Source organism: Pseudomonas fuscovaginae SE-1, assembly GCF_000364705.1.
Lineage (GTDB): Bacteria > Pseudomonadota > Gammaproteobacteria > Pseudomonadales > Pseudomonadaceae > Aquipseudomonas > Aquipseudomonas fuscovaginae_A.
On record NZ_AQOH01000060.1, the window covers coordinates 1 to 23,904 of the forward strand.

24 protein-coding genes are annotated in these 23,904 nt (G+C 62.7%); 6 read left to right on the forward strand and 18 right to left on the reverse strand.

Going from position 1 to position 23,904, the window contains the following annotated elements; translation table 11 throughout:
- Nucleotides 1–187: 187 nt before the first annotated feature.
- The 14 genes from K675_RS0106690 to K675_RS0106755 all read right to left on the reverse strand — a co-directional run bounded on the left by K675_RS0106690 (nt 188) and on the right by K675_RS0106755 (nt 14,834).
- Entirely contained in the window at nt 188–589 is a 402-nt protein-coding gene (locus tag K675_RS0106690; protein WP_017902737.1) for a transporter, read from the reverse strand.
- Nucleotides 590–608: 19 nt separating this feature from the next.
- Nucleotides 609–983, reverse strand: coding sequence for a transporter (locus K675_RS0106695; protein WP_017902738.1), 375 nt, complete (start codon nt 981–983; stop codon nt 609–611).
- The gene (locus K675_RS0106700; RefSeq protein ID WP_017902739.1) at nt 980–1,900 is read right to left on the reverse strand and encodes an arginase; all 921 of its coding nucleotides are present in this window, start codon (nt 1,898–1,900) and stop codon (nt 980–982) included. The genes K675_RS0106695 and K675_RS0106700 overlap by 4 nt, the downstream gene beginning before the upstream one ends.
- A 303-nt stretch (nt 1,901–2,203) precedes the next feature.
- Nucleotides 2,204–2,533 (reverse strand): GlpM family protein, encoded by a 330-nt coding sequence (locus K675_RS0106705; RefSeq protein WP_198291619.1) that lies wholly within the window; start codon nt 2,531–2,533, stop codon nt 2,204–2,206.
- A 10-nt stretch (nt 2,534–2,543) separates the two neighbouring features.
- Complete coding sequence (locus K675_RS0106710; protein WP_232434403.1) at nt 2,544–3,821, reverse strand: sigma-54-dependent transcriptional regulator; 1,278 nt, start codon at nt 3,819–3,821, stop codon at nt 2,544–2,546.
- Between the two features lie 44 nt (nt 3,822–3,865).
- Entirely contained in the window at nt 3,866–5,767 is a 1,902-nt protein-coding gene (locus K675_RS0106715; protein ID WP_017902742.1) for a sensor histidine kinase, read from the reverse strand.
- Between the two features lie 159 nt (nt 5,768–5,926).
- Nucleotides 5,927–6,661, reverse strand: a complete 735-nt coding sequence (locus K675_RS0106720) for an amino acid ABC transporter ATP-binding protein (protein WP_017902743.1) — start codon at nt 6,659–6,661, stop codon at nt 5,927–5,929.
- Entirely contained in the window at nt 6,658–7,329 is a 672-nt protein-coding gene (locus tag K675_RS0106725; RefSeq protein WP_017902744.1) for an amino acid ABC transporter permease, read from the reverse strand. The genes K675_RS0106720 and K675_RS0106725 overlap by 4 nt, the downstream gene beginning before the upstream one ends.
- The gene (locus tag K675_RS0106730; RefSeq protein WP_017902745.1) at nt 7,329–8,075 is read right to left on the reverse strand and encodes an amino acid ABC transporter permease; all 747 of its coding nucleotides are present in this window, start codon (nt 8,073–8,075) and stop codon (nt 7,329–7,331) included. Before K675_RS0106730 ends, K675_RS0106725 begins: the two co-directional genes overlap by 1 nt.
- Nucleotides 8,076–8,277: 202 nt before the next feature.
- A complete protein-coding gene (locus K675_RS0106735) occupies nt 8,278–9,192 on the reverse strand; it encodes a glutamate/aspartate ABC transporter substrate-binding protein (protein WP_017902746.1) in 915 nt (304 codons plus the stop codon).
- Nucleotides 9,193–9,548: 356 nt separating this feature from the next.
- Nucleotides 9,549–11,087, reverse strand: coding sequence for a glycerol-3-phosphate dehydrogenase (gene glpD, locus K675_RS0106740; RefSeq protein ID WP_026144990.1), 1,539 nt, complete (start codon nt 11,085–11,087; stop codon nt 9,549–9,551).
- Nucleotides 11,088–11,353: 266 nt separating this feature from the next.
- On the reverse strand, nt 11,354–12,109 hold the full coding sequence (locus K675_RS0106745; RefSeq protein ID WP_010445053.1) for a DeoR/GlpR family transcriptional regulator: 756 nt from the start codon (nt 12,107–12,109) through the stop codon (nt 11,354–11,356).
- Nucleotides 12,110–12,388: 279 nt separating this feature from the next.
- A complete protein-coding gene (gene glpK / locus K675_RS0106750; protein WP_017902748.1) occupies nt 12,389–13,894 on the reverse strand; it encodes a glycerol kinase GlpK in 1,506 nt (501 codons plus the stop codon).
- Nucleotides 13,895–13,985: 91 nt separating this feature from the next.
- The gene (locus K675_RS0106755) at nt 13,986–14,834 is read right to left on the reverse strand and encodes an MIP/aquaporin family protein (RefSeq protein ID WP_017902749.1); all 849 of its coding nucleotides are present in this window, start codon (nt 14,832–14,834) and stop codon (nt 13,986–13,988) included.
- A gap of 372 nt (nt 14,835–15,206) precedes the next feature.
- On the opposite strand from K675_RS0106755, the gene ybaK reads away from it, so the two are divergent.
- Together ybaK and K675_RS0106765 are read left to right on the forward strand one after the other, a co-directional pair.
- Nucleotides 15,207–15,677 (forward strand): Cys-tRNA(Pro) deacylase, encoded by a 471-nt coding sequence (gene ybaK / locus K675_RS0106760; protein WP_017902750.1) that lies wholly within the window; start codon nt 15,207–15,209, stop codon nt 15,675–15,677.
- Nucleotides 15,678–15,774: 97 nt separating this feature from the next.
- A complete protein-coding gene (locus K675_RS0106765) occupies nt 15,775–16,557 on the forward strand; it encodes a PhzF family phenazine biosynthesis protein (RefSeq protein WP_017902751.1) in 783 nt (260 codons plus the stop codon).
- A 13-nt stretch (nt 16,558–16,570) separates the two neighbouring features.
- Here the strand turns inward: K675_RS0106765 and K675_RS0106770 are convergent, their stop codons facing one another.
- Together K675_RS0106770 and argF are read right to left on the reverse strand one after the other, a co-directional pair.
- Nucleotides 16,571–17,614 (reverse strand): ABC transporter ATP-binding protein, encoded by a 1,044-nt coding sequence (locus K675_RS0106770; protein WP_017902752.1) that lies wholly within the window; start codon nt 17,612–17,614, stop codon nt 16,571–16,573.
- Nucleotides 17,611–18,531, reverse strand: coding sequence for an ornithine carbamoyltransferase (argF, locus tag K675_RS0106775; protein WP_026144991.1), 921 nt, complete (start codon nt 18,529–18,531; stop codon nt 17,611–17,613). The genes K675_RS0106770 and argF overlap by 4 nt, the downstream gene beginning before the upstream one ends.
- A 429-nt stretch (nt 18,532–18,960) precedes the next feature.
- On the opposite strand from argF, the gene K675_RS0106780 reads away from it, so the two are divergent.
- The 3 genes from K675_RS0106780 to grxD all read left to right on the forward strand — a co-directional run bounded on the left by K675_RS0106780 (nt 18,961) and on the right by grxD (nt 21,967).
- Nucleotides 18,961–19,251 carry a hypothetical protein gene (locus tag K675_RS0106780; protein ID WP_017902754.1) on the forward strand — a complete coding sequence of 97 codons (291 nt, stop codon included), beginning with the start codon at nt 18,961–18,963 and terminating at the stop codon, nt 19,249–19,251.
- Between the two features lie 136 nt (nt 19,252–19,387).
- Nucleotides 19,388–21,493, forward strand: coding sequence for a molybdopterin oxidoreductase family protein (locus tag K675_RS0106785; RefSeq protein ID WP_017902755.1), 2,106 nt, complete (start codon nt 19,388–19,390; stop codon nt 21,491–21,493).
- 135 nt (nt 21,494–21,628) lie between these two features.
- Entirely contained in the window at nt 21,629–21,967 is a 339-nt protein-coding gene (grxD, locus tag K675_RS0106790) for a Grx4 family monothiol glutaredoxin (RefSeq protein WP_017902756.1), read from the forward strand.
- 86 nt (nt 21,968–22,053) lie between these two features.
- Here the strand turns inward: grxD and bfr are convergent, their stop codons facing one another.
- Both bfr and K675_RS0106800 read right to left on the reverse strand, forming a co-directional pair.
- Nucleotides 22,054–22,527 (reverse strand): bacterioferritin, encoded by a 474-nt coding sequence (bfr, locus tag K675_RS0106795; protein ID WP_017902757.1) that lies wholly within the window; start codon nt 22,525–22,527, stop codon nt 22,054–22,056.
- A gap of 201 nt (nt 22,528–22,728) precedes the next feature.
- Entirely contained in the window at nt 22,729–22,947 is a 219-nt protein-coding gene (locus K675_RS0106800; RefSeq protein ID WP_017902758.1) for a bacterioferritin-associated ferredoxin, read from the reverse strand.
- A 291-nt stretch (nt 22,948–23,238) separates the two neighbouring features.
- On the opposite strand from K675_RS0106800, the gene K675_RS0106805 reads away from it, so the two are divergent.
- Nucleotides 23,239–23,841: a peroxiredoxin gene (locus K675_RS0106805; protein WP_017902759.1), complete on the forward strand. Its 603-nt coding sequence runs from the start codon at nt 23,239–23,241 to the stop codon at nt 23,839–23,841.
- The last annotated feature ends 63 nt before the right edge of the window (nt 23,842–23,904 follow it).

Genomic DNA, 23,904 nt, shown 5'->3' on the forward strand with positions numbered 1-23,904 from the left:
ACGACTGCTTCGCAGCCGAACGGGGGCAAGCCCCCTCGCCACATCCCGGTTCTCCTCGGGGGCAAACCCTTCACCACATGTCGGTTCTCCTCGGGGGCAAGCCCCTTCACCACATCCCGGTTCTCTTCGGGGGCAAGCCCTTCACCACATCCCGGTTCTCCTCGGCGGCAAGCCCCTTCACCACATCTCAGTTTTCCTCGCCCTCGGCGAGCAGGGCGATCCCGCCGATGATCACCAGCACGCCAAGCCAGTGCAGCAGGCTGATCTGTTCACCCAGCCCCAGCCATGACCCGAGCAGCACCGCGATGAACACCAGCGAACTCAACGGAAATGCGAGGGACAGGCTGCTGCGCCGCAGGATCAGCATCCACACGAAAAACGCGCCGATATAGCAGGCGATCGCCACCCAGACGCCCGGGTTGACCAGCACCGCGGTCAGCCATTGCAGGTTGAAATCCACCTGGCCCAGTTGGTCGCCGCCGACCTTGGTAGCTATCTGTCCGGCGCTTTCGAAGAGGATCAGCAGGGCCCAGAGGACGATGGTGCCGAGGCGGCCGTGAAGCCAGTCGATGTGTTTGGCATTGCTCATGAATAGGTTCCCTCGATTCTCAACCGCCAGCGATGGCGACCAGCATGACGCCCAGTGTGATGACCAGGGTGCCCATCCAGCGCCGGCGGCTGACGGTCTCCCCCAGCACCAGCTTGCCCGCCAGCACCACTCCGCAGTAACCCAGCGCGGCGGCCGGGAACAGCAGGCTCAACGGCGCCCGTGACAGGGCTTCGAGCCAGACCAGGAACTCCACGGCATAGGCCCCGATCCCGCACCACAGCAGCGGCGCATTGAATACCTGGCCCCAGAAGGCGTTGAGACGGAAGCCGCCTTCGAGCTCCGGCAGGCGGTCCAGGCCGATCTTGAAACAGAGTTGGCCGACCACGTCGAGGACGATGGAAAAGGCCACCAGCAGAACAACGGTCAGGGTCACGGAAACAGCTCCTCGAACAGCGCGATCAACGCCTGGTTGGTGGTTGCGTTGCGTTGCAGGTCGGCAGCGCTCCAGCGTTCGGCCGGGGGCTGGTCGGACCTGGCTTCCCAGCGCTTGAAGGCGTTGCTGAAGCCCGGTTGGGCGAACTCGCCGCAGATGTCGATGCCCAGCACGCGCTTGCGTGCCGCCAGGACGCGGAGGGCATCGAGCAGGTGGGTCAGGCGCATGCCGCCCTGGTCCCAGTTGGTCGCGGCATCTTCGATGGCCAGCACGTCCTTGTCGATGGTGATCCAGATCGCCTCGGTGGGCAGGCTCTGGATCAGTTGCTCGAGGAAGTCCGGCCAGTGTTCATCGGCCAGGTTACGCCAGTGCAGGTGGTTTTCCTGCTGCTGGTGGCCGGCACCGTCGCCGACCCGCCCCCAGACCTTGGAGGGCGCGTGCCGCCAGGGGAACAGTTGCAGGACGCCGCGGCGCAGGGCGCCGAGGTTGCCACCGCGCAGTTGCGGGGTGTCGAGGTCTTCGCTGCAGGGGCCGAGGGTGACGATGCGCTGGATGTTCGGCAGCTTGAGTGCGCGGTTGACCCACGAGCCGCAGTGCCGGCGTGGGGCCAGGTGGACCCAGTCGGGGTGGTTGTCGAAGTGGATCAGGCTGACCGGCTCCGGCAGGTTGCGCAGGAACGCCGGGGTCAGGTGATGGTAGTCGCCGGAGCCGACGAAGATGATCTGCGGTCTACCCGCTGCTGGCGTGGCGAGCTGGCGCAGGCGCTCGGTGAAGCGTCGATACTGGCGTTCGGTGGTCCACAGGCGCAGTTTCGGGCCCAGGTCGAGCAGGTCCAGGCGCCGGGCGCGCCCGCTGTCGAGCAGGCTCCGGATCGGCGCCTGGGCCATGAGGCTGTGGTCGAGATCGAGGATGTTCAAAACGTTGATTTTCCCGTGGCAGTGCCCGCATTTCAGGTTGCCTGCCCCGGCTGGAGGGCAGGAAATTCGGGCTTTGTCGGGTAAATGCAAAGGGCGGGCCAGCTGGTTTGGTGGCCTGGCACCGCTCTAGTAGGAGCCGGCTTGCTGGCGATCCGCCGAAGGCGGCCATCCAGCGAGTTCATTAGCGCCTGGCCGACCGCTATCGCCAGCAAGCGGAGCGCCGCCCGGCCGCCTTCCACGGTTTTGTGGGCATAACGATAGCTTGTGGGCGACGGATTTCGCGATGTGTCGGGTCTTCGCGAATCAGCCGTGCAGGCGCAGCCACAGGCTGACCAGCACGGTCGCGGCAATCAGCCAGGCCAGCACCGCCACCGCCAGGGACAGCTCCAGGCGCAGCCGGTCGAGCATCACGTAGAGCACCGCCAGGTAGATGAAGTACGGGATGATCGACCACATGCCGAAGACGATGGTGGTCTTGAGCTCTTCCACCGAGCGGCCCTTGCCGACGATGTAGTGGGCGATCAGCGCGAAGGTCGGGAACAGCGGTACCAGGCCGGCGATGTAGTAGTTGCGGGTTTTCGACAGGGCGGCGAGCAGCAGTACCACCACGGCGCCAAGAGCCGCCTTGATCAACAGATGCATGTCAATGACTCAAACCGTATTTCTTCACCTTGTCGAACAGGGTGGTCTTGGCCATGCCCAATTCCTGGCTGGCCTGGGTCAGGTTGCCGCCACTGCGTTGCAGGGCGTCGTTGAGCAGGTTGCGTTCGAAGGCTTCCACCGCCTCGGCGAAGCCCAGGCCGCCGGCACTGGGCGTGCCGGGTTTCTTGAAGGCCGGCAGGCCGAGGGCGAAGCGTTCGGCGACGTTGCGCAGTTCACGCACGTTGCCCGGCCAGTCGTGGCTCATCAGGCTCGACAGGGTCTGGTTGTCCAGCTCCGGCGCGGCGCGATCGAAGCGCAGCGAAGACTGCTGCAGGAAGTGTTCGAACAGTTGCAGGATGTCCTCGCGCCGTTCGCGCAGCGGCGGCAACTCCAGGGTCACCACGTTCAGGCGGTAGTAGAGGTCGCTGCGGAACTCGCCGGCCTTGCCCAGTTCGTCGAGGTCGGATTTGGTCGCGGCGATGACCCGGCAGTCCACCGCGACGCTCTGGTTCGAGCCCAGACGCTCCAGGGTGCGCTCCTGCAGGACCCGCAACAGCTTGATCTGCAGCGCAATCGGCATGCTTTCCACTTCATCGAGAAACAGCGTGCCGCCGTGGGCGTGCTCGATCTTGCCGATGCGCCGCTTGCCGGCTCCGGTGAAGGCGTTGGCCTCGTGGCCGAAGATTTCGCTCTCGAAGAGGTTTTCCGGCAGGCCGCCGCAGTTGAGGGCGACGAACTGTTGCGACTGGCGCCGGCTGAAGTCGTGCAGGCAGCGGGCGACCAGTTCCTTGCCGGTACCGGTCTCGCCTTCGATCAGCACGTTGGCCGACGTGTCGGCGACGTTGGCGATCAGTTCCCGCAGGTTCTGCATCGCCGGCGAGCGGCCGATGATTCGCCCTTCCAGGCTGTCGCGCTCGGCCAACTGTCGGCGCAGCGACCAGACTTCCCGCGACAGACCGCGTTGTTCCAGGGCACGGCGGGCGACCTCGACCAGGCGTTCGGGCGAGAAGGGTTTTTCCATGAAGTCGTAGGCCCCGTTGCGCATCGCGCCGACGGCCATGGAGATGTCGCCGTGGCCGGTGATCAGCACCACCGGCAGGCTGCGATCGCGGGCCTTGAGGCGGGTCAGCAGCTCCAGGCCGTCGATGCCCGGCAGGCGGATATCGCTGATGACGATACCGGGGAAGTTGTCGCCGATCCGCTCCAGGGCCGCCTCGGCGCTGGAGACGCCTTCACAGGGAATATCCTCGAGCGACAGCGCCTGCTGGCAACCGAGCAGTACATGGGGATCGTCCTCGACGATCAGGACGGTCAGGTCATTGTTCATATCGGCTCGGCCTTGGCAGGGATGACCCGCGGTAGATGGAGGACAAAAGCGGTGCCGCCGCTGGCCGGGTGCTCCACGCCCAGGTTGCCGCCGGCTGCCGCCGCCAGGCTCGCCGAGAGCGTCAGGCCCAGGCCGAGGCCTTGTGCGCCGGGCTTGGTGGTGAAGAAAGGTTCGAACAGGTGCTTGCGTGCTTCCAGCCCGATGCCGTGGCCGTTGTCGCGCACCTGCAGGCGGTATTTGCCATCGGCGAAGTCGCCTTCCAGCCACAGTTCCGGCAACGGCTGCGCCTGCATGGCGTCGAGGGCGTTGCCGAACAGGTTGACCAGGATCTGTTCCAGGCGGGTCGGGTCGATCGCCAACTGGACGTCGTCATGGTCGCGGTGGATTTCCAGGCGCATGCCCTCGATACGGCCGCTCAACAATTGCAGGGCGGCATCGATGGATTTGCCCAGGTTGGCCTCGCCCTTGTCATCGCCCCGGCGGGCAAAGGCGCGCAGGCTGGCGGTGATGCGGCCCATGCGGTCGATCAGGTCGTTGATGGTCCGCAGGTTGGTGCTGGCCACCTCCAGCTCGCCACGTTCCAGAAACCGAATGGTGTTGCCGGAAAGAGTGCGCAGGGCTGCCAGAGGCTGGTTCAGCTCGTGGGCGATGCTGGTGGACATCTGGCCGATGGCGGCCAGCTTGCCAGCCTGGACCAACTCGTCCTGGGCCCGGCGCAGGGTTTCCTCGGCCTGGCGCCGCTCGCGGATCTGATCCTTGAGGCGGTCGTTGCTGGCACGCAGGTCGGCGGTGCGTTCGGTGATGCGCCGTTCCAGCTGGCCGTTGGCTTCCTGCAGGGCTTCCCGGGCGGCGAGCCGGGTGGCGAGCACCTTGCGCCGTTCGTTCCAGGCGATCAGCAGGAAAGCCACCAGGGCAAAGGCCACCGCGACCAGGATGCCCTGGTTGGCCGCTTCGCGCCGCAGGTCCTGCAAGGGCGTGAGCAGGGTGAAGTTCCAGGGAGTGTCGGCCAGTTGCCGGGTCTGGGCCAGGTAGCTGACATTGTCACCGTCCTTGACCAGATCCGGGTTGGCGGGGAAGGTCAGGGTCTCGACGCCATCGCCGAGGCGTTCACGGGCCAGTGGCTGCAGTTCGTTGAGCGGCCACCAGTAGTACTGCAGGCTGCGGGCCAGGCGGTCCTTGATCTCCGGCGTCAGGGGACGGACCGACTTGAGCCGTCGGCTCGGGTCGCTGGAGAGAATGATGATGCCGTTCTCGTCGCTGACGAAGGCTTCCAGGCGGGCGCGCTGCCAGCGCTCCTCGAGGGCTTCCAGGCGCACCTTGATCACCGCCACGCCGATGATCTTGCCTTGTTCCTCGAGGCCGTGGGCCAGGTAGTAGCCAGGCTCGCCAAGGGTGCTGCCGATGCCGTAGAAACGCCCCGGCTGGCCCCGTACGGCGTCCTGGAAATAGGCGCGGAACGACAGGTCTTCGCCCAGATAACTGTCGCTGTCGCGCCAGTTGCTGGTGGCCAGTACCCGACCGGAGTTGTCCAGCACGTAGATCGCCCGGCTGCGGCTGCGGCGGTTGAGGCCTTCGAGGTATTCGTTGACGGTCTGGCGATGGTCGGCGTCGGGATCGCGCAGCAGGTCCGAGACGCTGGACTCGAGTTCCAGCAGGCTGGGCAGGTAGGTGTACTTGCTCAGTTCGCTTTCGACGGTACGGGCATGCAGTTCCAGGGCGCGCGCGCCGTTTTCGCTGAGGGTGCGGATGCCGTAGTGCTCGCTGACGCGATAGCCGGCATAGCCGAGGCCGATCATCAGCAGGATGATCAGCGGCGGCAGGAACAGATGACGGATCAGGCGGGGTTTCACGGCAAGTGATGGCGGCGTCGCACGGTAGAGATGGGGGTCGCATTTCATCACAGATGCCTTGGGGTCAACCAGATCGCATTGGGGCTGATTGGGCTGTGGGAACCAACGGCCTTTGACTCATATCGCCAACCGGGGGAGCAGGATTCATCGACGCATCGGTGAATCCTGCTCCTCCAGTCCGGTTCCTGCAGGAGGCTGCGCAGGGCCTCAGTGCTGCAGGATCTTCTCGAGGAAGTGCTGCGCACGGTCGGAGCGGGCGCTGATGTCGCCGAAGAACTCTTCCTTGTTGCAGTCTTCGATGATCTTGCCCTGGTCCATGAAGATCACGCGGCTGGCGACCTTGCGGGCGAAGCCCATTTCGTGGGTCACGCACATCATGGTCATGCCTTCCTGGGCGAGCTGGACCATCACGTCGAGCACTTCATTGACCATTTCCGGGTCGAGGGCCGAGGTCGGTTCGTCGAACAGCATGACGATCGGGTCCATCGCCAGGGCGCGAGCGATCGCCACGCGCTGTTGCTGGCCACCGGAGAGCTGACCGGGATGCTTGTGCGCATGTGCCGACAGGCCGACGCGGTCGAGCAGTTGCAGGCCTTTCCTGGTCGCTTCTTCCTTGCTGCGGCCCAGCACCTTGATCTGCGCGATGGTCAGGTTCTCGGTGATGGTCAGGTGCGGGAACAGCTCGAAGTGCTGGAACACCATGCCCACTCGCGAGCGCAGTTTCGGCAGGTCGGTCTTCGGGTCGGCGATGGAGGTGCCGTCGACCACGATGTCGCCCTTCTGGAACGGTTCCAGGGCGTTGACGCACTTGATCAGCGTCGACTTGCCCGAGCCCGACGGACCGCAGACCACCACCACTTCACCCTTTTTGACTTCGGTGCTGCAATCGGTCAGCACCTGGAAGTCGCCATACCACTTGTTGACGTTCTTGATAGAGATCATATGGCAAACCTTTTTTGCAGACGCTTGACCAGCCGCGAGGCGGCAAAGCTGATGATGAAGTAGACCAGGCCGGCGAAGATCAGGAACTCGTTGGAGCGACCGACGATGTCACCGCTCGAGCGCGCGGAGTTGAGGAAATCCACCAGGCCCACGGTGTAGACCAGCGAGGTGTCCTGGAACAGGATGATACTTTGCTGCAGCAGCAGCGGGGTCATCTTGCGGAACGCCTGGGGCAGTATGATCAGGCGCATGGTCTGGCCGTAGCCCATGCCCAGTGCCTGGGCGGCACCCATCTGGCCCTTGGGAATCGACTGCACGCCGGCCCGGACGATTTCACAGAAGTACGCCGCCTCGAACATCATGAAGGCGACGATGCAGGAGGTGAACGCGCCGATCGGTGTGTCCTCGCCGGTGATCCAGCGCAGCACGAACGGGACCGCCAGGTAGAACCAGGTGATCACCAGCAGCAGCGGGATCGAACGGAAGTAGTTGACGTACGCGCCGGCGATGCTCGACAGCAGCTTGTTGTGGGACAGGCGCATGAGGGCCAGCAGGGTGCCGAGGATGATCCCGCCGATGACGCCGAGGGCCATCAGTTGCAGGGTCATCAGCATGCCGTTCCACAGGCCGGGAATGGCCGGGACGATGTCGCTGAAATCGAGTTCCATTATTTACCCCCCACGGAGATCAGGCCGGGCACCGAGACTTTCTTCTCGACCAGGCGCATGAGCAGCATCAGGCTCATGTTCAGGGTGAAGTAGATCAGCGTCGCCAGGGTGAAGGCTTCGAACAGGTTGGCGGAAAACTCGGCGGTCTGCTTGGTCTGCGCGAGCAATTCCATCAGGCCGATCAGCGAGGCCACGGACGAGTTCTTGAAGATGTTGAGGAATTCCGAGGTCAGTGGCGGAATGATGATCCGGTAGGCCTGGGGCAGCAGCACGTGCCAGTAGATCTGCGGCAGCTTGAAGCCCATGGCCCGGGCTGCCGATTCCTGGCCGCGGGGCAGCGCCTGGATGCCGGTACGTACCTGTTCGCAGACCCGTGCGGCGGTGAACAGGCCGAGGCAGATCACCACGCTGATGTAGGCCGAGGTGGTCGGGTTCAGGTCCTGCTTGAACCACTCCTGCAGGTTCTGCGGCAGCAGGTCGGGCACCAGGAAGTACCAGATGAACAGTTGTACCAGCAATGGCACGTTGCGGAACAATTCCACGTAGCAGGTCGCGATGCCGGCTACCAGGCGGTTGGGTACGGTGCGCATCACGCCGAGTATGGAGCCCAGGGTCAATGCAATGATCCAGCCCACGATGGCGATCGCGATGGTCCAGCCCAGCCCGGAGATGAACCAGTCGAGATAGGTCTCGCTGCCCACGCCGGTGGTCTTGAAGAACACGCCCCAATCCCAGTTGTAATTCATTCGGGTCTCCCCTCAGGTCGATCGATGTACGAGCACGTGCTTCCCGGGACTCCGCCCCGCCCGCCAGTGTCTGCCGGGCACACCGGTACCGCTCGCGGTCCGAGTGTTGTTCCAATGCCATTCAGGAGAAGCCAGTACAGCAGGTGTCCAACAGGCTTCCCGGGCCGCGTGGGCGGCCCTGGGAAGTCAGGTTAGCCGTGACTCAGATCTTTGCGTCTGGCGCCGGCTTGTCGTTCGGGTTGGCGATCAGGGCCTTGAGCTTGTCGCTCATCGGGAACTGCAGGTTCAGGCCTTTTGGTGGAATCGGCTGGGTGAACCACTTGTCGTAGATCTTGTTGATCTCGCCCGATTTGTAGAGGCCGACGATGGCGTCATCCACGGCTTTCTTGAACGCCGCGTCGTCCTTGCGGACCATGCAGCCGTAGATTTCGTAGGACTGTGGAGTACCGGTCACGGCCCAGTCGGTCGGCTTCTTGGCCTTGGCCATTTCACCGGCCAGCAGCGCGTCGTCCATCATGAAGGCGACGGCACGGCCGCTTTCGAGCATCTGGAAGGACTCGCCGTGGTCCTTGGCGGAGATGACGTTCATGCCCATCTGCTTGTCGGCGTTCATGGCCTTGAGGATGCGCTCGGACGTGGTGCCGGCGGTGGTCACGACGTTCTTGCCCTTGAGGTTGTCGAAGTCCTTGTACTCGGAGTCCTTCTTGGACAGCAGGCGGGTGCCGACTTCGAAGATGCCGACCGAGAAGTCGACCTGCTGGGCGCGTTCGGCGTTGTTGGTGGTGGAACCGCACTCGACGTCGACGGTGCCGTTCTGCACCAGCGGAATACGGGTCTGGGAGGTGACCAGGTTGTACTTGACCTTCAGGTCAGGCAGGTTCAGGTCTTTCTTGATGCCTTCCACGATCGCCAGCTGGATGTCGTGGGAGTAGCCGACCGGCTTGCCGGAAGCATCAGCGATATAGGAAAACGGAATGGAACTGTCGCGATGGCCGAGGGTGATGGTCCCGGACTCTTTGATCTTCTTCAGGGTGCCGGTCAGTTCGGCGGCGGAAACTGGAGTGCTGATCAGAGCGGCGGCGATTGCTGCGCCCAGGATGTGGGGAACGATGCGCATCGGTTACTTTCCTCGAGATTGTTTTTCTTATGGAGCCGTTCAGTCGGCTCTCGGGTACTGCGAACGGCCCGCAGGGCCCAAGGGGCTGAGTGAGCATTCGGTCGTGAAGTATAGAGCACGACTCATGCCACTCCCGGCGGAATGGGTTTTGTTTTTGATTTATAAGGATTTTTTGTATTTTTTGAGCGAGGGCGAGGGCGTCTGGCGTCCGGTTCGCCGAATGATGGCCGAATGGGTGTTCGGAAAACCGAATGGGGCGCATGGTGCGCGAAACGGATGTGCGACACCGGTCGTGCAGGCGTGTGGCTTGCCCGCGAGTACGCCGGCAAGCCTGGTTCGAAACAGCGGGGGAGGTGTCAGGCCGCTTCGATCTTGCCGCGAGCCTGCTCGGTCTTGTCCAGGTAGTTCTGCAGTTTCTGCTGTTGCTCCGGGCTGATGAACAGCCCCAGCTTGCTGCGTCGCCACAGGATGTCCTGGGCGGCGGTTGCCCACTCTTCGGCACACAGATAGTCGACTTCACGGCTGTAGAGGCCGCCGCCCAGGTGTTCACCGAGATCGCCCAGCGTCTGCACACCCTCCAGCAGGCGCCAAGTGCGGCTGCCGTAGGTGCTGGCCCAGCGCCGGGCGATTTCGCTGGGTACCCAGTCGAAACGGCTGCGGATCGCCTCGGCCAGAGTCTGCGGCGTGCTCATGTCTTCGCCGCCGGGCAGGGTCGCGGTCGCCGTCCAGCTCGGGCGCATCTGGGTGAAGAAGGGGGCCAGTTGGCTCATCGCCGACTCGGCCAGCTTGCGGTAGGTCGTCAGCTTGCCGCCGAACACCGACAGCAGTGGCGCCTCCTCGGCGCTGCCCGACAGCGCCAGGGTGTAGTCACGGGTCACGGCCGAAGGGTTGTCGGACTCGTCGTTGCACAGTGGGCGTACGCCGGAGTAGCTGTGCAGGATGTCGCCGCGGTTCAGTTGTTTCTTGAAGTGCGCGTTGACCACCTGGAGCAGGTAATCGGTTTCCGCCTCGGTGATCGCCACCTTGGCCGGGTCGCCCTGATACTCGCGGTCGGTGGTGCCGATCAGCGTGAAGCGTTCCAGGTAGGGAATGGTGAACACGATGCGCTGGTCCTCGTTCTGCAGAATGTGCGCGTGTTCGCCTTCGTACAACCGTGGCACGATCAGGTGGCTGCCCTGAATCAGGCGGATGCCGTAGGGCGAGTCCAGCTTCAGGTCATCCTTGATGAACCTGGCGACCCACGGGCCGGCGGCATTGACCAGGGCCCTGGCCTGGATCGAGAAGCGGGCGCCATCGGCGCGTTCCATCTCCAGGTGCCACAGGCCCTTGGTGCGACGGGCGCTGGTGCAACGGGTGCGGGTATGGATGTGCGCACCTTTTTCCCGGGCGGCCATGGCATTGAGCACCACCAGGCGGGCGTCGTCGACCCAGCAGTCGGAGTACTCGAAGCCCTTGCCGATTTCCGCCTTGAGCGGGCTGTCTGGGCCGAACTTGAGGCTGCGCGAACCGGCGAGTTTTTCGCGTTTGCCCAGGTGGTCATAGAGGAACAGCCCGGCGCGGATCATCCAGGCCGGGCGCAGATGCGGGCGATGGGGCAGGACAAAACGCATCGGCTTGACGATATGCGGGGCCTTGGCCAGCAGCACTTCGCGCTCGGCCAGGGCTTCGCGTACCAGGCGGAACTCGTAGTGTTCGAGATAGCGCAGGCCACCATGGATCAGCTTGCTGCTGGCGGACGAGGTGTGGCTGGCGAGGTCGTCCTTTTCGCAAAGGAACACCGACAGGCCGCGCCCGGCTGCGTCCGCGGCAATCCCGACACCATTGATGCCACCGCCGATCACGGCGATGTCATAGATCTCGGCAAGGGGTGGGGCAGGCAAGGTGGTGGTAGTCATCGGCGAGCCTCGCATGGCGGTTGCTATATTTGAATTCGAACATTTATGTTCATTTTCGAAAATATTAGCGGATATGAACGCGCACAGCCACCCGCTCCTGATTGAAAAAATTCATCAGGAGGAGCTGAAAGGAAAATTATCGAACATTGAGGTGCGGAAATAGCGGGGCTGGTGCTGTTCCTGCGCTGTTCCTGTAGGAGCGGGCAAGCCCGCTCCTACAGGAACAGCGCAGGGCTCTGCTGGGGCTTTGGGGCGCCGGGGGCGGCTCAGACCACGTCCAGGCGGATCTTGTGCTGGTTGAGCAACTGCGCCAGGGCCGGCACCGGTGCCTGGTCGGTCACCAGGCAGTCGATCAGGGTGATCGGTCCCAGGCGTACCATGGCGTTGCGCCCGAACTTGCTCGAGTCGGCGGCCAGGATGACCTGGCGGGCATTGGCGATGATCGCCTGGGATACCCGGACTTCCTGGTAGTCGAAGTCCAGCAGGCTGCCGTCCTCGTCGATGCCGCTGATGCCTACCAGGGCGAAGTCGACCTTGAACTGGTTGATGAAGTCGACGCTGGCCTGGCCCACCACGCCGCCGTCGCGACGGACGTTGCCGCCGGCCAGTTGCACTTCGAAGTCGTCCTTGGCACTGAGGATCGACGCCACGTGCAGGTTGTTGGTGATGATCTTCAAGTGATTGTGGTTGAGCAGGGCGCGCGCGATCGATTCGGTGGTGGTGCCGATATTGATGAACAGCGAAGCGTGGTCGGGGATCTGTTGGGCGATGGACTCGGCGATCCGCTGCTTTTCATCGCGCATCTGGTCGGCGCGCATGGCGTAGGCGGTGTTCTCGACGCTGGAGTCGTAGGCGGCCCCGCCGTGGTAGCGGCGCAGCAGGTTGGAGTCCGCCAACTGGTTGATATCACGGCGGATGGTTTGCGGGGTCACGACGAACAGCTGGGCCATTTCCTCGATGCTGACATAGCCGCGTTCGCGGACCAGTTCGAGGATTTGCTGCTGGCGGGGAGGCAGATTCATGGGGCGTCCTTTGGGCTGCCGTACAAATTCCGCCATGATGCCGCAGGAAGAACCGCTCTGCCACTTGCCGGTCCGCTGAAACGATTCCAGGGTCGCAAACCGGGCGGGTGCCGGTCGCTTGCTTGCGATAGCGATCAGACAGTCGATAGCTTCGGTGGCTGATACACCGCTATCGCCAGCAAGCCGGCTCCTGCAGGGACTGCGCCAGGCACATGCGCGTCAGGGACCTGTAGGAGCGTGGCTTGCCCGCGAATGGCCCTCAAGCGCTGCTCACGCGGCTTAGTTGCTGCCTTCGTGCGGTTCCCAGTCACGGGTACGGCTCACGGCCTTTTTCCAGCCGCCGTAGAGTTTTTCCTTCTCGGCTTCGGCCAGTTGCGGCTCGAACTCGCGTTCGATCACCGCCTTGCCGCGCAACTCCTCCAGGCTGCCCCAGAAGCCGCAGGCCAGGCCGGCCAGGTAGGCGGCGCCGAGGGCGGTGGTTTCACGCATTTGCGGGCGTTCGACCTGGGTACCGAGGATGTCGGCCTGGAACTGCATCAGGAAGTTGTTGGCAACCGCGCCGCCATCCACGCGCAGGGCCTTGAGGCGTTCTCCGGCATCCTGCTGCATGGCGTCGAGCACGTCGCGGGTCTGGTAGGCGATCGACTCCAGGGCCGCACGGATGATGTGATCCACCTTCACGCCACGGGTCAGGCCGAATAGCGCACCACGGGCATAGGGGTCCCAGTACGGCGCGCCCAGGCCGGTGAAGGCCGGTACCAGGTAGACGCCATTGCTGTCCTTGACCTTGTTGGCGAAGTACTCGGTGTCGTAGGCGTCGTTGACGATCTTCAGTTCGTCACGCAGCCACTGCACGGTGGAACCGCCGTTGAACACCGCGCCTTCCAGGGCGTAGGCCACTTCACCGCGGGGGCCGCAGGCGATGGTGGTGAGCATGCCATGGTTGGACTTCACCGCGTTGGTGCCGGTGTTCATCAGCAGGAAGCAGCCGGTGCCGTAGGTGTTCTTGGCCTGGCCCGGCTCCACGCACATCTGGCCGAACAGGGCGGCCTGCTGGTCGCCGGCGATACCGCCGATGGCGATGCCGCTCTTGGTACGACCGTAGATTTCCGAGGACGACTTCACTTCCGGGAGCATTTCCCGAGGGATGTCGAGGATTTCCAGCATCTTCGAATCCCACTTCAGGGTGTGGATGTTGAAGAGCAGGGTGCGCGAGGCGTTGGTGTAGTCGGTGACGTGGGTCTTGCCGCCGGTGAATTTCCAGATCAGCCAACTGTCGACGGTGCCGAACAGCAGCTCGCCATTGCGCGCACGCTCGCGGCTGCCTTCGACGTTGTCGAGGATCCACTTGAGCTTGGTGCCGGAGAAGTACGGGTCGGTGACCAGGCCGGTGGTCTCGCGGATATAGTCCTCGTGCCCGTCGCGCTTGAGCTGCTGGCAGATCTCGGTGCTGCGACGGCATTGCCAGACGATGGCGTTGTAGATCGGCCGGCCGGTGGTCTTGTCCCAGACCACGGTGGTTTCACGCTGGTTGGTGATGCCGATGGCGGCCACCTGGTCATGGTGCAGGCCGGCTTGTGCCAGGGCCTCGACCATCACGGCGCTCTGGGTGGCGAAGATTTCCATCGGGTCGTGCTCGACCCAGCCGGCCTGTGGATAGTGTTGCTGGAATTCGCGTTGGGCGGTGCAGACCACGTTGGCGTCGCGGTCGAAGATGATTGCCCGGGAGCTGGTCGTACCCTGATCGAGGGCAATGATGTAGTTCTTATTCTGAATGTCGGTCATTTTCGATTGCCTTGAACTGGTGTAGGGAAAAAGTTTCGGCGGGTCCCACCAAGGGAATACGTGCCCGCCGGGTCTGGCGTGATGCGGTGGATCAGGAAGCGCGGACCTTCTTGGCGGCGGTCGCAGGCTCTTCCTCTACGGCGGTGGCGCTGGGCAGGTGGCGGGCGATCATCCCGCGATACAGCGCGGCCCCGAGACTGGCCCCGAGAATCGGCGCGAAGATCGGAACCAGGAAATACGGAATGTCGCGCCCGCCAGTGAAGGCTATTTCACCCCAGCCGGCAACGAAGGTCATCAGCTTGGGCCCGAAATCCCGCGCCGGGTTCATCGCGAAGCCGGTCAGCGGGCCCATGGCGCTGCCGATCACGGCGATCAGCAGGCCGATCAGCAGAGGCGCCAGCGGGCCGTTGGGCAGGCCGTTGTTGTCGTCGGTCAGGGACATGATCACGCCCATCAGGATGGCGGTGATCACCACTTCGACCAGGAAGGCCTGGGCGGTGGTCAAGGCGGCGTTCGGGTAGGTGGAGAACACCGAGGCCAGCTCCAGGCTGGCTTGCGAACCGCGGACCATGTGGTGAGCCTGTTCGAAATCGAAGAACAGGTTGCTGTAAAGCGTGTAAACCAACGCGGCCGCGCAAAAGGCGCCGGCGACCTGGGCGATGATGTAGAAGGGCAGTTTGCGTTTTTCGAAGTCGGCGAACAGGCACAGCGCAATGCTGACGGCCGGATTGAGGTGCGCACCGGAAACGCCGGCGGTCAGGTAGATCGCCATGCTCACGCCCACCCCCCAGATGATGCTGATTTCCCACAGGCCGAAACTGGCGCCCGCGACCTTGAGGGCGGCGACACAGCCGGTGCCAAAGAAAATCAGCAGGGCGGTGCCGAGGAATTCGGCGATGCATTGTCCCGATAGCGACGGTTGTTTCAGAGCGGTAGTCATTGGACACCTCGATTTTTGTTGTTGTGTGACGCCAAACCCGATGGATGGCGTGGTCTTCACATCGACTGTCGGGGATCCCCATCCCTGAAGTCGACTTACCGCTGGTACTGCTGGATCAGGAGCATGATCTTCAGATTCGAAAAAATATAGACAAGAAACACTGCTGTCAAAGGTCGAAAGTGAACTGCTATCCATATTGTGACTATTGATTGAGTGAATGAAGTAGGCCGGTCTGTAGGAATGTGGCGACATTGATGTCGCGTTCAGACGCTCAAGGCCCTTGAATTAGACGGTTTCGTACCTCCAATAGAGCCTTTTGCACAGGGATGGCGCTAAAATCCGCGCTTACCTAACCGTCTGCCAGGAATGATCATGACGCCTGCCTTGGACCTGCTGAAAAAAGTTCGTGCCGAACATCGTGTGCACAGTTACGAACATGATCCGAAAGCCGCCTCCTATGGTCTGGAGGCCGCGGAAAAGCTGGCGCTCGCGCCGGCCCAGGTTTTCAAGACGTTGCTGGCGAGCAGTGAAAAGGCCGAATTGCTGGTGGCGGTGGTACCGGTCGTCGGAAGTCTGGATCTGAAGGCTCTTGCCCACGCGGCCGGGGTGAAGAAAGTCGAAATGGCTGATCCGGCCGCCGCGCAGCGGGCGACGGGGTATCTGCTGGGCGGCATCAGTCCGCTGGGGCAGAAGAAGCGCTTGCGCACGTTCATCGATCAGAGCGCCCAGGGCTTCGCGACCATCTTTGTCAGTGCCGGGCGCCGTGGCCTGGAGGTCGAGCTGGCGCCGGCGCTGCTGGCCGAGCATACCCAGGCGAAGTTCGCCGATATCGGTCGCGCCTGAGCGGTCTGTATGGCGTAAATTCAGCGGTTCTGTCACTGGGCGACGATGCGGGGGAGCGAGCAGACTGACGCTCTTGGACAAGGAGAGAGAGGACGTCATGCAGCTTGAATTTCACCAGGTCGATGCCTTCAGCGAACGGCCCTTCAGTGGCAATCCGGCGATGGTCTATCGGCTCGACACCTGGCTGGCCGATGAGTTGATGCAGAAAATCGCCGCCGAGCACAATCTGGCGGAAACCGCCTTTGTGGTCCGCGAGGGAGCGGCCTGGGGCATCCGCTGGTTCACCCCGACTACCGAGGTGCCGCTCTGCGGCCACGCCACCCTGGCCAGTGCCTTCGTGCTGTTCGAGGTCTACGGCGAGCCGCAGGAAAAGATCGAGTTCGTCTGCAAGGCCGGCGCGCTGAGTGTCAGCCGTGAGGCGGGTCGGTTGTGGCTGGACTTTCCGGTGAGGGTACCGGGTGCGCTCGGTGTTACCGCTGAAGTCGAGCGCGCGCTGGGTACGCCGCTGGTCGATGTATTGGGGGCCAATGAGTTGTTCGTGGTGCTGGCCTCCGAGCAGGCGGTACGCGACTGCACGCCTGACTGGGCGGCCGTCGCCCGGCTGCCCTGGCCGGGGGTGATCGTCACCGCGCCGGGCGAACGGCATGATTTCGTCTCGCGCTATTTCGCCCCGGCCATCGGTATCAACGAGGATCCGGTCACCGGCTCGACCCATTGCGCGCTGATTCCCTACTGGGCGCAGCGTCTGGATAAGACTGCGCTGACGGCCTATCAGTGTTCGTCGCGGGGCGGGGAGCTGTTCTGCCGGCTGGAAGGTGATCGGGTGAAGATCGGCGGCCAGGCCGCGCTAGTGGCCAGCGGACGGCTGGTGCTGGGTTGAACTGAGGGGCCGTCTAGGCCTGGAACAGCACCAGGTGCTCGGCGGCCACGCGGATCCCGACTTCCTCGCCGGGCTGGTGATCGGCATGGCTGGGGAAGATCGACTCCAATTGGCTGCCGCTGGGCAATTGCAGGCGATAGAGGGTCGAGGCACCGAGGAACGTCCTGCTGGTGACCCGCGCCTTCAGCGAACTTTTCGGCGCCGGGACGATGTCGTCCGGTCTCAGCAGCACATCGACCGCAGTGCCCGCCGGCCAGGCATAGGCGCGGTTGCCACGCAGCACGCCCAGTTCGGTCTGCACCGATTCGTGGGTCTGCAACTGTCCGCGGATGAAATAGCCCTGGCCGATGAAGCTGGCGACAAAGGGGCTCGCCGGCTCGTGATAGAGGTTGTAGGGGGTATCCCACTGTTGCAGCCGACCTTCCCTGAAGACTCCGACATGATCGCTGACCGCGAAGGCTTCTTCCTGGTCATGGGTGACCAGGATCGCGCTGATGCCCCGCAGCTTGAGAATGTCGCGGACTTCGTGGCTGAGCTTGCGGCGCAATTCGCCATCGAGGTTGGAGAAGGGCTCGTCGAGCAGCAGCAACTGCGGCTCCGGTGCCAGGGCCCGGGCCAGGGCCACGCGTTGTTGCTGGCCACCGGAAAGCTCATGGGGGTAACGCTGGCCCAGGCCCTTGAGGTTCACCAGTTCCATCAGCTCGGCGGTGATCCGCTCCCGCTCCGGGTGCTGGCGAATGCCGAAGGCGATGTTCTGGGCGACGCTCAGGTGCGGAAACAGCGCGTAATCCTGGAACACCATGCCGATCCGGCGTTTCTCCGGGGCCAGAGTGAACCCGGCCCGGGAGATGACTTCGTCGGCCAGCCGGATCTCGCCCTGGTGAACCGGCTCGAAACCGGCAATGGCGCGCAGCGTGGTGGTCTTGCCGCAACCCGAAGGGCCCAGCAGGCAACCGATGTCGCCGGCATTGAGATGCAGGTTGAGGTTCTGCACGACTCGCTGGCCCTGGTAACCGCAAGCCAGATCGTGCAGGTTCAGCAGCAGCGGATGACTCATGCCGGGCGGTACGCCGGCTTGACCAGGAACTCGAGCAGGGCCTTTTGCGCATGCAGGCGGTTTTCGGCCTGGTCCCAGGCGACCGAACGCTTGTCATCAAGCAGGTCGACGCTGATTTCCTCGCCGCGATGGGCGGGCAGGCAGTGCATGAACACCACGTCCGGAGCGGCCAGGTCGAGCAGTTCACGGGTGACCTGCAGGGGCGCGAACAGCTTCAGGCGCTTGGCGGTTTCCTCTTCCTGGCCCATGGAGGTCCAGACGTCGGTACTGACCAGGTGCGCACCGCGTACCGCTTCACGTGGGTCGCGGACCAGGCTTACCCGATCGCCCGCCAATGCCAGCAGCGCAGGGCTCGGGTCGTAGCCTTCGGGGCAACTGACGCGCAGTTGGAAGTCGAACTGGATCGCCGCTTCGATGTAGCTGTTGCACATGTTGTTGCCGTCGCCGATCCAGGTCACGGTCTTGCCCTGGATCGAGCCGCGATGCTCGAGGAAGGTCTGCATGTCGGCGAGCAACTGGCAGGGGTGCAGTTCATCGGACAGGCCGTTGATCACCGGAACGCGGGAGTTGGCGGCGAACTCGGTCAGGGTGCTGTGCTTGAACGTGCGCAGCATGACCACGTCGAGCATGCTCGAGAGCACGATGGCGCTGTCGCCGATCGGTTCGCCACGGCCCAGCTGGGTATCGCGCGGCGACAGGAAAATCGCCTGGCCGCCCAGCTGGATCATGCCGGCTTCGAACGAGACACGGGTACGTGTCGAGGATTTCTCGAAGATCATGCCGAGGATTCGGCCCTTGAGCGGTTCGAACAGGACACTTCGATCACGCAGGTCCTTCAGCTCGATGCCTCGACGAATCAGCCCGGCCAGTTCAGCGGGCGTGCAATCCATCAGGGAGAGAAAGTTCCTAGCGCTCATCATTGACTACCTTTTTGCAACAGACCGCAGATGCTCAAAACCGGGTTTTTCGGAAAAACGGGTGAGACCTGCGGCGTAAGCCGCACGGGGCGACGAAATAGGGGGAGACGCGATCGTATAAGAAAATGTCGCGTGATACCAATAGGAGGCTTGGTTTTGCTGCGGTGAAGTGGCGGCGCTAAAGTTATTTCCGCGCTTTTTACTACAGTTTTCCAAGCCTCTACCGATAATCGCAATGTGCCATTTGTACACGGCTGTCACCGCCTTTGGCAATTGATGCGGCGGCAGTAGGCGGCTCAGAGTCGTTTTCTGCACCGGCGGTCGAATCTTTTGCGGTCATGTTCGGATGGCCAGGCAAAAGCGGAAACATTTCCTAAACTATGTGGCTAGGTTATAAATGTGTCATTGCAGACACACAGAGGCTTTGGAATGGAATCGAAAGAGCAACAGCTCATGGAATTGCTCAGGCTGACTGCACAGGCGCTGACGCACATGACCGCCTCTGTGACCGCAATGTCTTTCGAATTGTTGCGCAGTGACGATGAGGTGACGCGGGCATCGGGGCGGCGGATGATCGATCGCATGGCCACCATCAGCTCCGGTCTCGATGAGCATTGGCGGCTGATCGGCGAACTGACCGGCGTGCAGGTGTCCCACGAGCAGGTCCAGACCGTCCAGGAAATCCAGATGCAGTCCACCCCCCGGCTGCCCCTTTCCTGACCTTCGCGGGCGCCATCGGCTCGCCTGATATCCCCCGATTCACAAGACGAACGTCGCTGGCGGGCCTGTCCGCCACGGGCCATAGTTCTGTTCCCGCAACCTGTCCGGGTTGCCCAGAACAAGACAGAGACTGGCCATGACCAAGACTCTTCACCACCGTGCCTGCCATCTGTGCGAGGCCATCTGTGGCCTGACCATCGAAACCACTACCACTGAAGATCAGGTCCTGATCACCTCGATCAAGGGGGATGTCCAGGACACGTTCAGTCGCGGGCATATCTGCCCCAAGGCCGTCGCCCTGCAGGACATCCAGAACGACCCCGATCGCCTGCGCCAGCCCATGCTGCGGGTCGGCGAACAATGGCGGCCGATTGGCTGGGAGGAGGCCTTCACTCTGGTGGCCGAGCGCCTGGCGGCCATCCAGCAGCGACACGGGGCGAATGCCGTGGCGACCTACCAGGGCAACCCCAGCGTGCATAACTATGGGTTGATGACCCACAGCAACTATTTCCTCGGGTTGCTGAAGACCCGCAATCGCTTCTCCGCGACGTCGGTCGACCAGTTGCCACAGCACCTGAGCAGCTACCTGATGTACGGCCACGGGTTGCTGTTGCCGATTCCCGATATCGATCACACCGACTTCATGCTGATCCTGGGCGGCAACCCCCTGGCCTCCAATGGCAGCATCATGACCGTGCCCGACGTGGAGAAACGCCTGAAGGCGATCCAGGCGCGTGGCGGCAAGCTGGTGGTGGTCGACCCACGGCGCAGCGAAACCGCGGCGATGGCCGACCAGCACCTGTTCGTGCGCCCGGGCGGTGATGCGGCCTTGCTGTTCGGCCTGCTCAACACGCTGTTCGAGGAGGGTCTGACCCGGGACAGTCATCTGCCGGTGGACGGACTGGATGCGGTTCGGGCGGCCGTGGCGCCGTTCACCGCACAGGCCATGAGTCCGTTGTGCGCCATCCCGGCCGAGCAGATCCGTCAGTTGGCGCGGGATTTCGCGGCGGCGGACAAGGCGGTCTGCTACGGGCGGATGGGCGTGTCTACGCAGGCGTTCGGCACCCTCTGTCACTGGTTGGTGCAATTGCTCAACCTGGTGACCGGTAATCTGGACCGGGTGGGCGGTGCGCTGTGCACCGAACCGGCGGTGGACCTGGTGGCGTCCACTGGCGGCGGGCACTTCAACCGGTGGCAGAGCCGGGTTTCCGGCTTGCCGGAATACGGGGGGGAGTTGCCGGTTTCTGCGCTGGCCGAGGAAATGCTCAGCCCCGGCGATGGGCAGGTGCGTGCGCTGGTGACGGTGGCCGGCAACCCGGTGCTGTCGACCCCCAATGGCCGGCAATTAGAGCGAGCGCTCGCCGGTTTGGAGTTCATGGTCAGCATCGACCTGTACATCAACGAGACCACCCGCTACGCCGATCTGATCCTGCCGTCGACATCGGCGCTGGAGAACGATCACTACGACACCACCTTCAATATGTTCGCCGTGCGTAATGTCGCGCGCTTCAATCGGGCCATCCTGGCCAAGCCCGAAGGCGCGCTGCATGACTGGGAGATCTTCGTCGGCCTGGCCAAGGCGTTTGCGGCCCGTACCGGCAAGGAGCTGAAACCGACGATGCCGCCGGCGCAGATGATCGACATGGGCCTGCGCCTGGGGCGTTATGGTGACGCGTCCGAGCACCGGTTATCGGTGCAGAGGCTTGCCGAGCATCCCCATGGCGTCGATCTCGGCGCGCTCGGACCCAATCTCGGCGAGCGCCTGAAAACGCCAGGCCAGCGGATCCAGGCCGCACCGCCGGAGATCCTGGCGGATCTGGAGCGTTTCGCCGCGCAACAGCTGCCACAGGCGGGAGAGTTGCTGATGATCGGGCGCCGGCATGTGCGCAGCAACAACTCCTGGATGCACAACTACCATCGCCTGGTGAAGGGCAAGCCGCGCCATCAACTGCTGATGCATCCGGATGACCTGGCCAGCCGCGGACTCGAGGATGGACAGCGGGTGCGGGTCAGCTCGCGGGTCGGTGCGATCGAGGTCGAGGTGGTTGCCAGCCTCGAGATGATGCCGGGCGTGGTGAGCCTGCCCCATGGTTGGGGGCATGCGCGGCCGGGCGTGCAGATGGCGATCGCCAGCGGCCAGCCAGGCTCCAGTGCCAATGACCTGACCGATGAGCGACAGGTCGATCGGGTATCGGGTAACGCGGCGTTGAACGGCGTGCCGGTGCGGGTGGTCGCGGCTTGAGGGCTGTGCTGTCTGGCCGCAGGTGGCCAGGCTCATGCGATTATCATCGGGGAGACCGAGCAGGGCGCTCGGCTTTCCGATACAATGCCTCACCGTGCCGACAACCGAGTCGGAAAGTTTTAGCCGAGGTGTTCCATGGATATCATCGAAACGATTAAAGAGCAGATTGCCAACAACACCATTCTGCTTTACATGAAAGGCTCGCCGAATGCCCCTCAGTGTGGCTTCTCCGCGAAAGCCGCACAGGCGGTCATGGGTTGTGGCGAGAAGTTCGCCTACGTGGACATCCTGCAGAACCCCGAGATTCGCGCCAACCTGCCCAAGTACGCCAACTGGCCGACTTTCCCGCAGTTGTGGGTTGCCGGTGAGCTGGTCGGCGGCAGCGACATCATGGCCGAGATGTTCGCCAACGGCGAACTGCAGACCCTGATCAAGGACGCTGCCCAGAAAGCCGCGGCCAAGACCGAAGCCTGATCCGCGCTTTGCCGCCACCTCGGTGGCGGGCGCATAAAAAAGCCCCGCCTCTCGACATGAGGGCGGGGCTTTTTACTGGGCGGCGCTTATTCGTCGCCCATCTGCGATTGCAGGTAGTTTTCAATGCCGATCTTGTCGATCAGGCCCAACTGGGTTTCCAGCCAGTCGATATGCTCTTCTTCGGATTCGAGGATATCCTCGAGCAGCTCGCGGCTGCCGAAGTCACCGACTTTCTCACAGTGAGCAATCGCTTCCTTCAGGTCGGCGTGGCCTGTTTTCTCGATCTTCAGGTCGCACTCGAGCATTTCCTTGGTGTTCTCGCCGATGTGCAGCTTGCCCAGGTCCTGCACGTTGGGGATGCCTTCGAGGAACAGGATGCGCTTGATCAGCTTGTCCGCGTGTTTCATCTCGTCGATGGACTCGTGGTACTCGTGCTTGCCCAGCTTGTTCAGGCCCCAGTCCTCATACATCCGCGCATGCAGGAAGTATTGGTTGATTGCGATCAGCTCATTGGCAAGGATCTTGTTGAGTTGCTGGATGACTGATTTGTCGCCTTTCATGATGGGGGTCCTGCCCTGTAATAGCTGTCTATAGGGCGGAGTTTGATCCCGACAACTTCGAGTGTCAAACCTAAGTTATTGAATAATATATGAAAATTAATCGGAATAAGAATGTTTTTATTCCGCGTTTTGCCGCTAAGCAATTGAATTACAGGCATAAAAAACCGGACACTAAGTCCGGTTCTTTAAAAATCGCACGTTTTATGCGGCAGAAAATTCTACGGCATAGGGCAGGGCAGCCTGGCTGCTTTGCAGTTCGGTCAGCGTTTCACGGACCACCTGCTTGGCCAGGCAGGCACATTTGCCACACTGGCTGGCAACGCCGGTCGCCTGGCGTACTTCGCGATAGCTGCAGCAGCCTTCGAAGATCGCTTCGCGAATTTGTCCGTCGGTGACGCCGTTGCAGAGACAAACGTACATAGGGTGGGAACCGTCGCTGGTTGGAACTCGATTGCCGTTGATCTTAATGTTAACGAGAATGATTGTCAAAGTGGTTTAGTCGGGCTTTCCAGCGATTCGGATACCGGCTGACGAATGGCAGGAGGGCCGTATGGCGGCGCCTTTGCAAAAACCGTTTAGGAGCGTCAAAAAACGCGGTGTATGATGGTCGGTTCCAAGGACACGGGGTCAGCGCGTCATAGGCTTGTCGCTTAAAGGGGGCATCCTTGCAGCGACCTCGTTCTGAACGTGACTATCACCAGGAGATATCCAATGAGCGTACTCGTAGGCAAACCAGCCCCCGACTTCACCGTCCCGGCCGTACTGGGCAATGGCGAAATCGTCGACAGCTTCACCCTGTCCTCGGCCATCAAGGGCAAATACGGCCTGGTGTTCTTCTACCCACTGGACTTCACCTTCGTCTGCCCGTCCGAGCTGATCGCCCTGGATCACCGCATGGACGACTTCAAGGCGCGTAACGTCGAAGTGGTTGCCGTGTCGATCGACTCGCACTTCACCCACAACGCCTGGCGCAACACCGCCATCAACGATGGCGGCATCGGCAAGGTCAAGTACACCATGGCCGCCGACATGAAGCACGAAATCGCCAAGGCCTACGACGTCGAGTCCGAAGGTGGCGTGGCTTTCCGTGGCGCTTTCCTGATCGACGACAAGGGCGTTGTCCGTTCGCAGATCATCAACGACCTGCCATTGGGCCGCAACATGGAAGAGCTGATCCGTCTGGTCGACGCGCTGCAGTTCCACGAAGAGCACGGCGAAGTCTGCCCTGCCAACTGGAAAAAAGGCGACAAGGGCATGAACGCCTCGCCGGAAGGCGTTGCCGCCTACCTGACCGAGAACGCCGGCAAGCTGTAAGCCGTCGTTTCACGGACAAAAAAACCGGCCTCAGGGCCGGTTTTTTCATGGGCGCGATTTAGG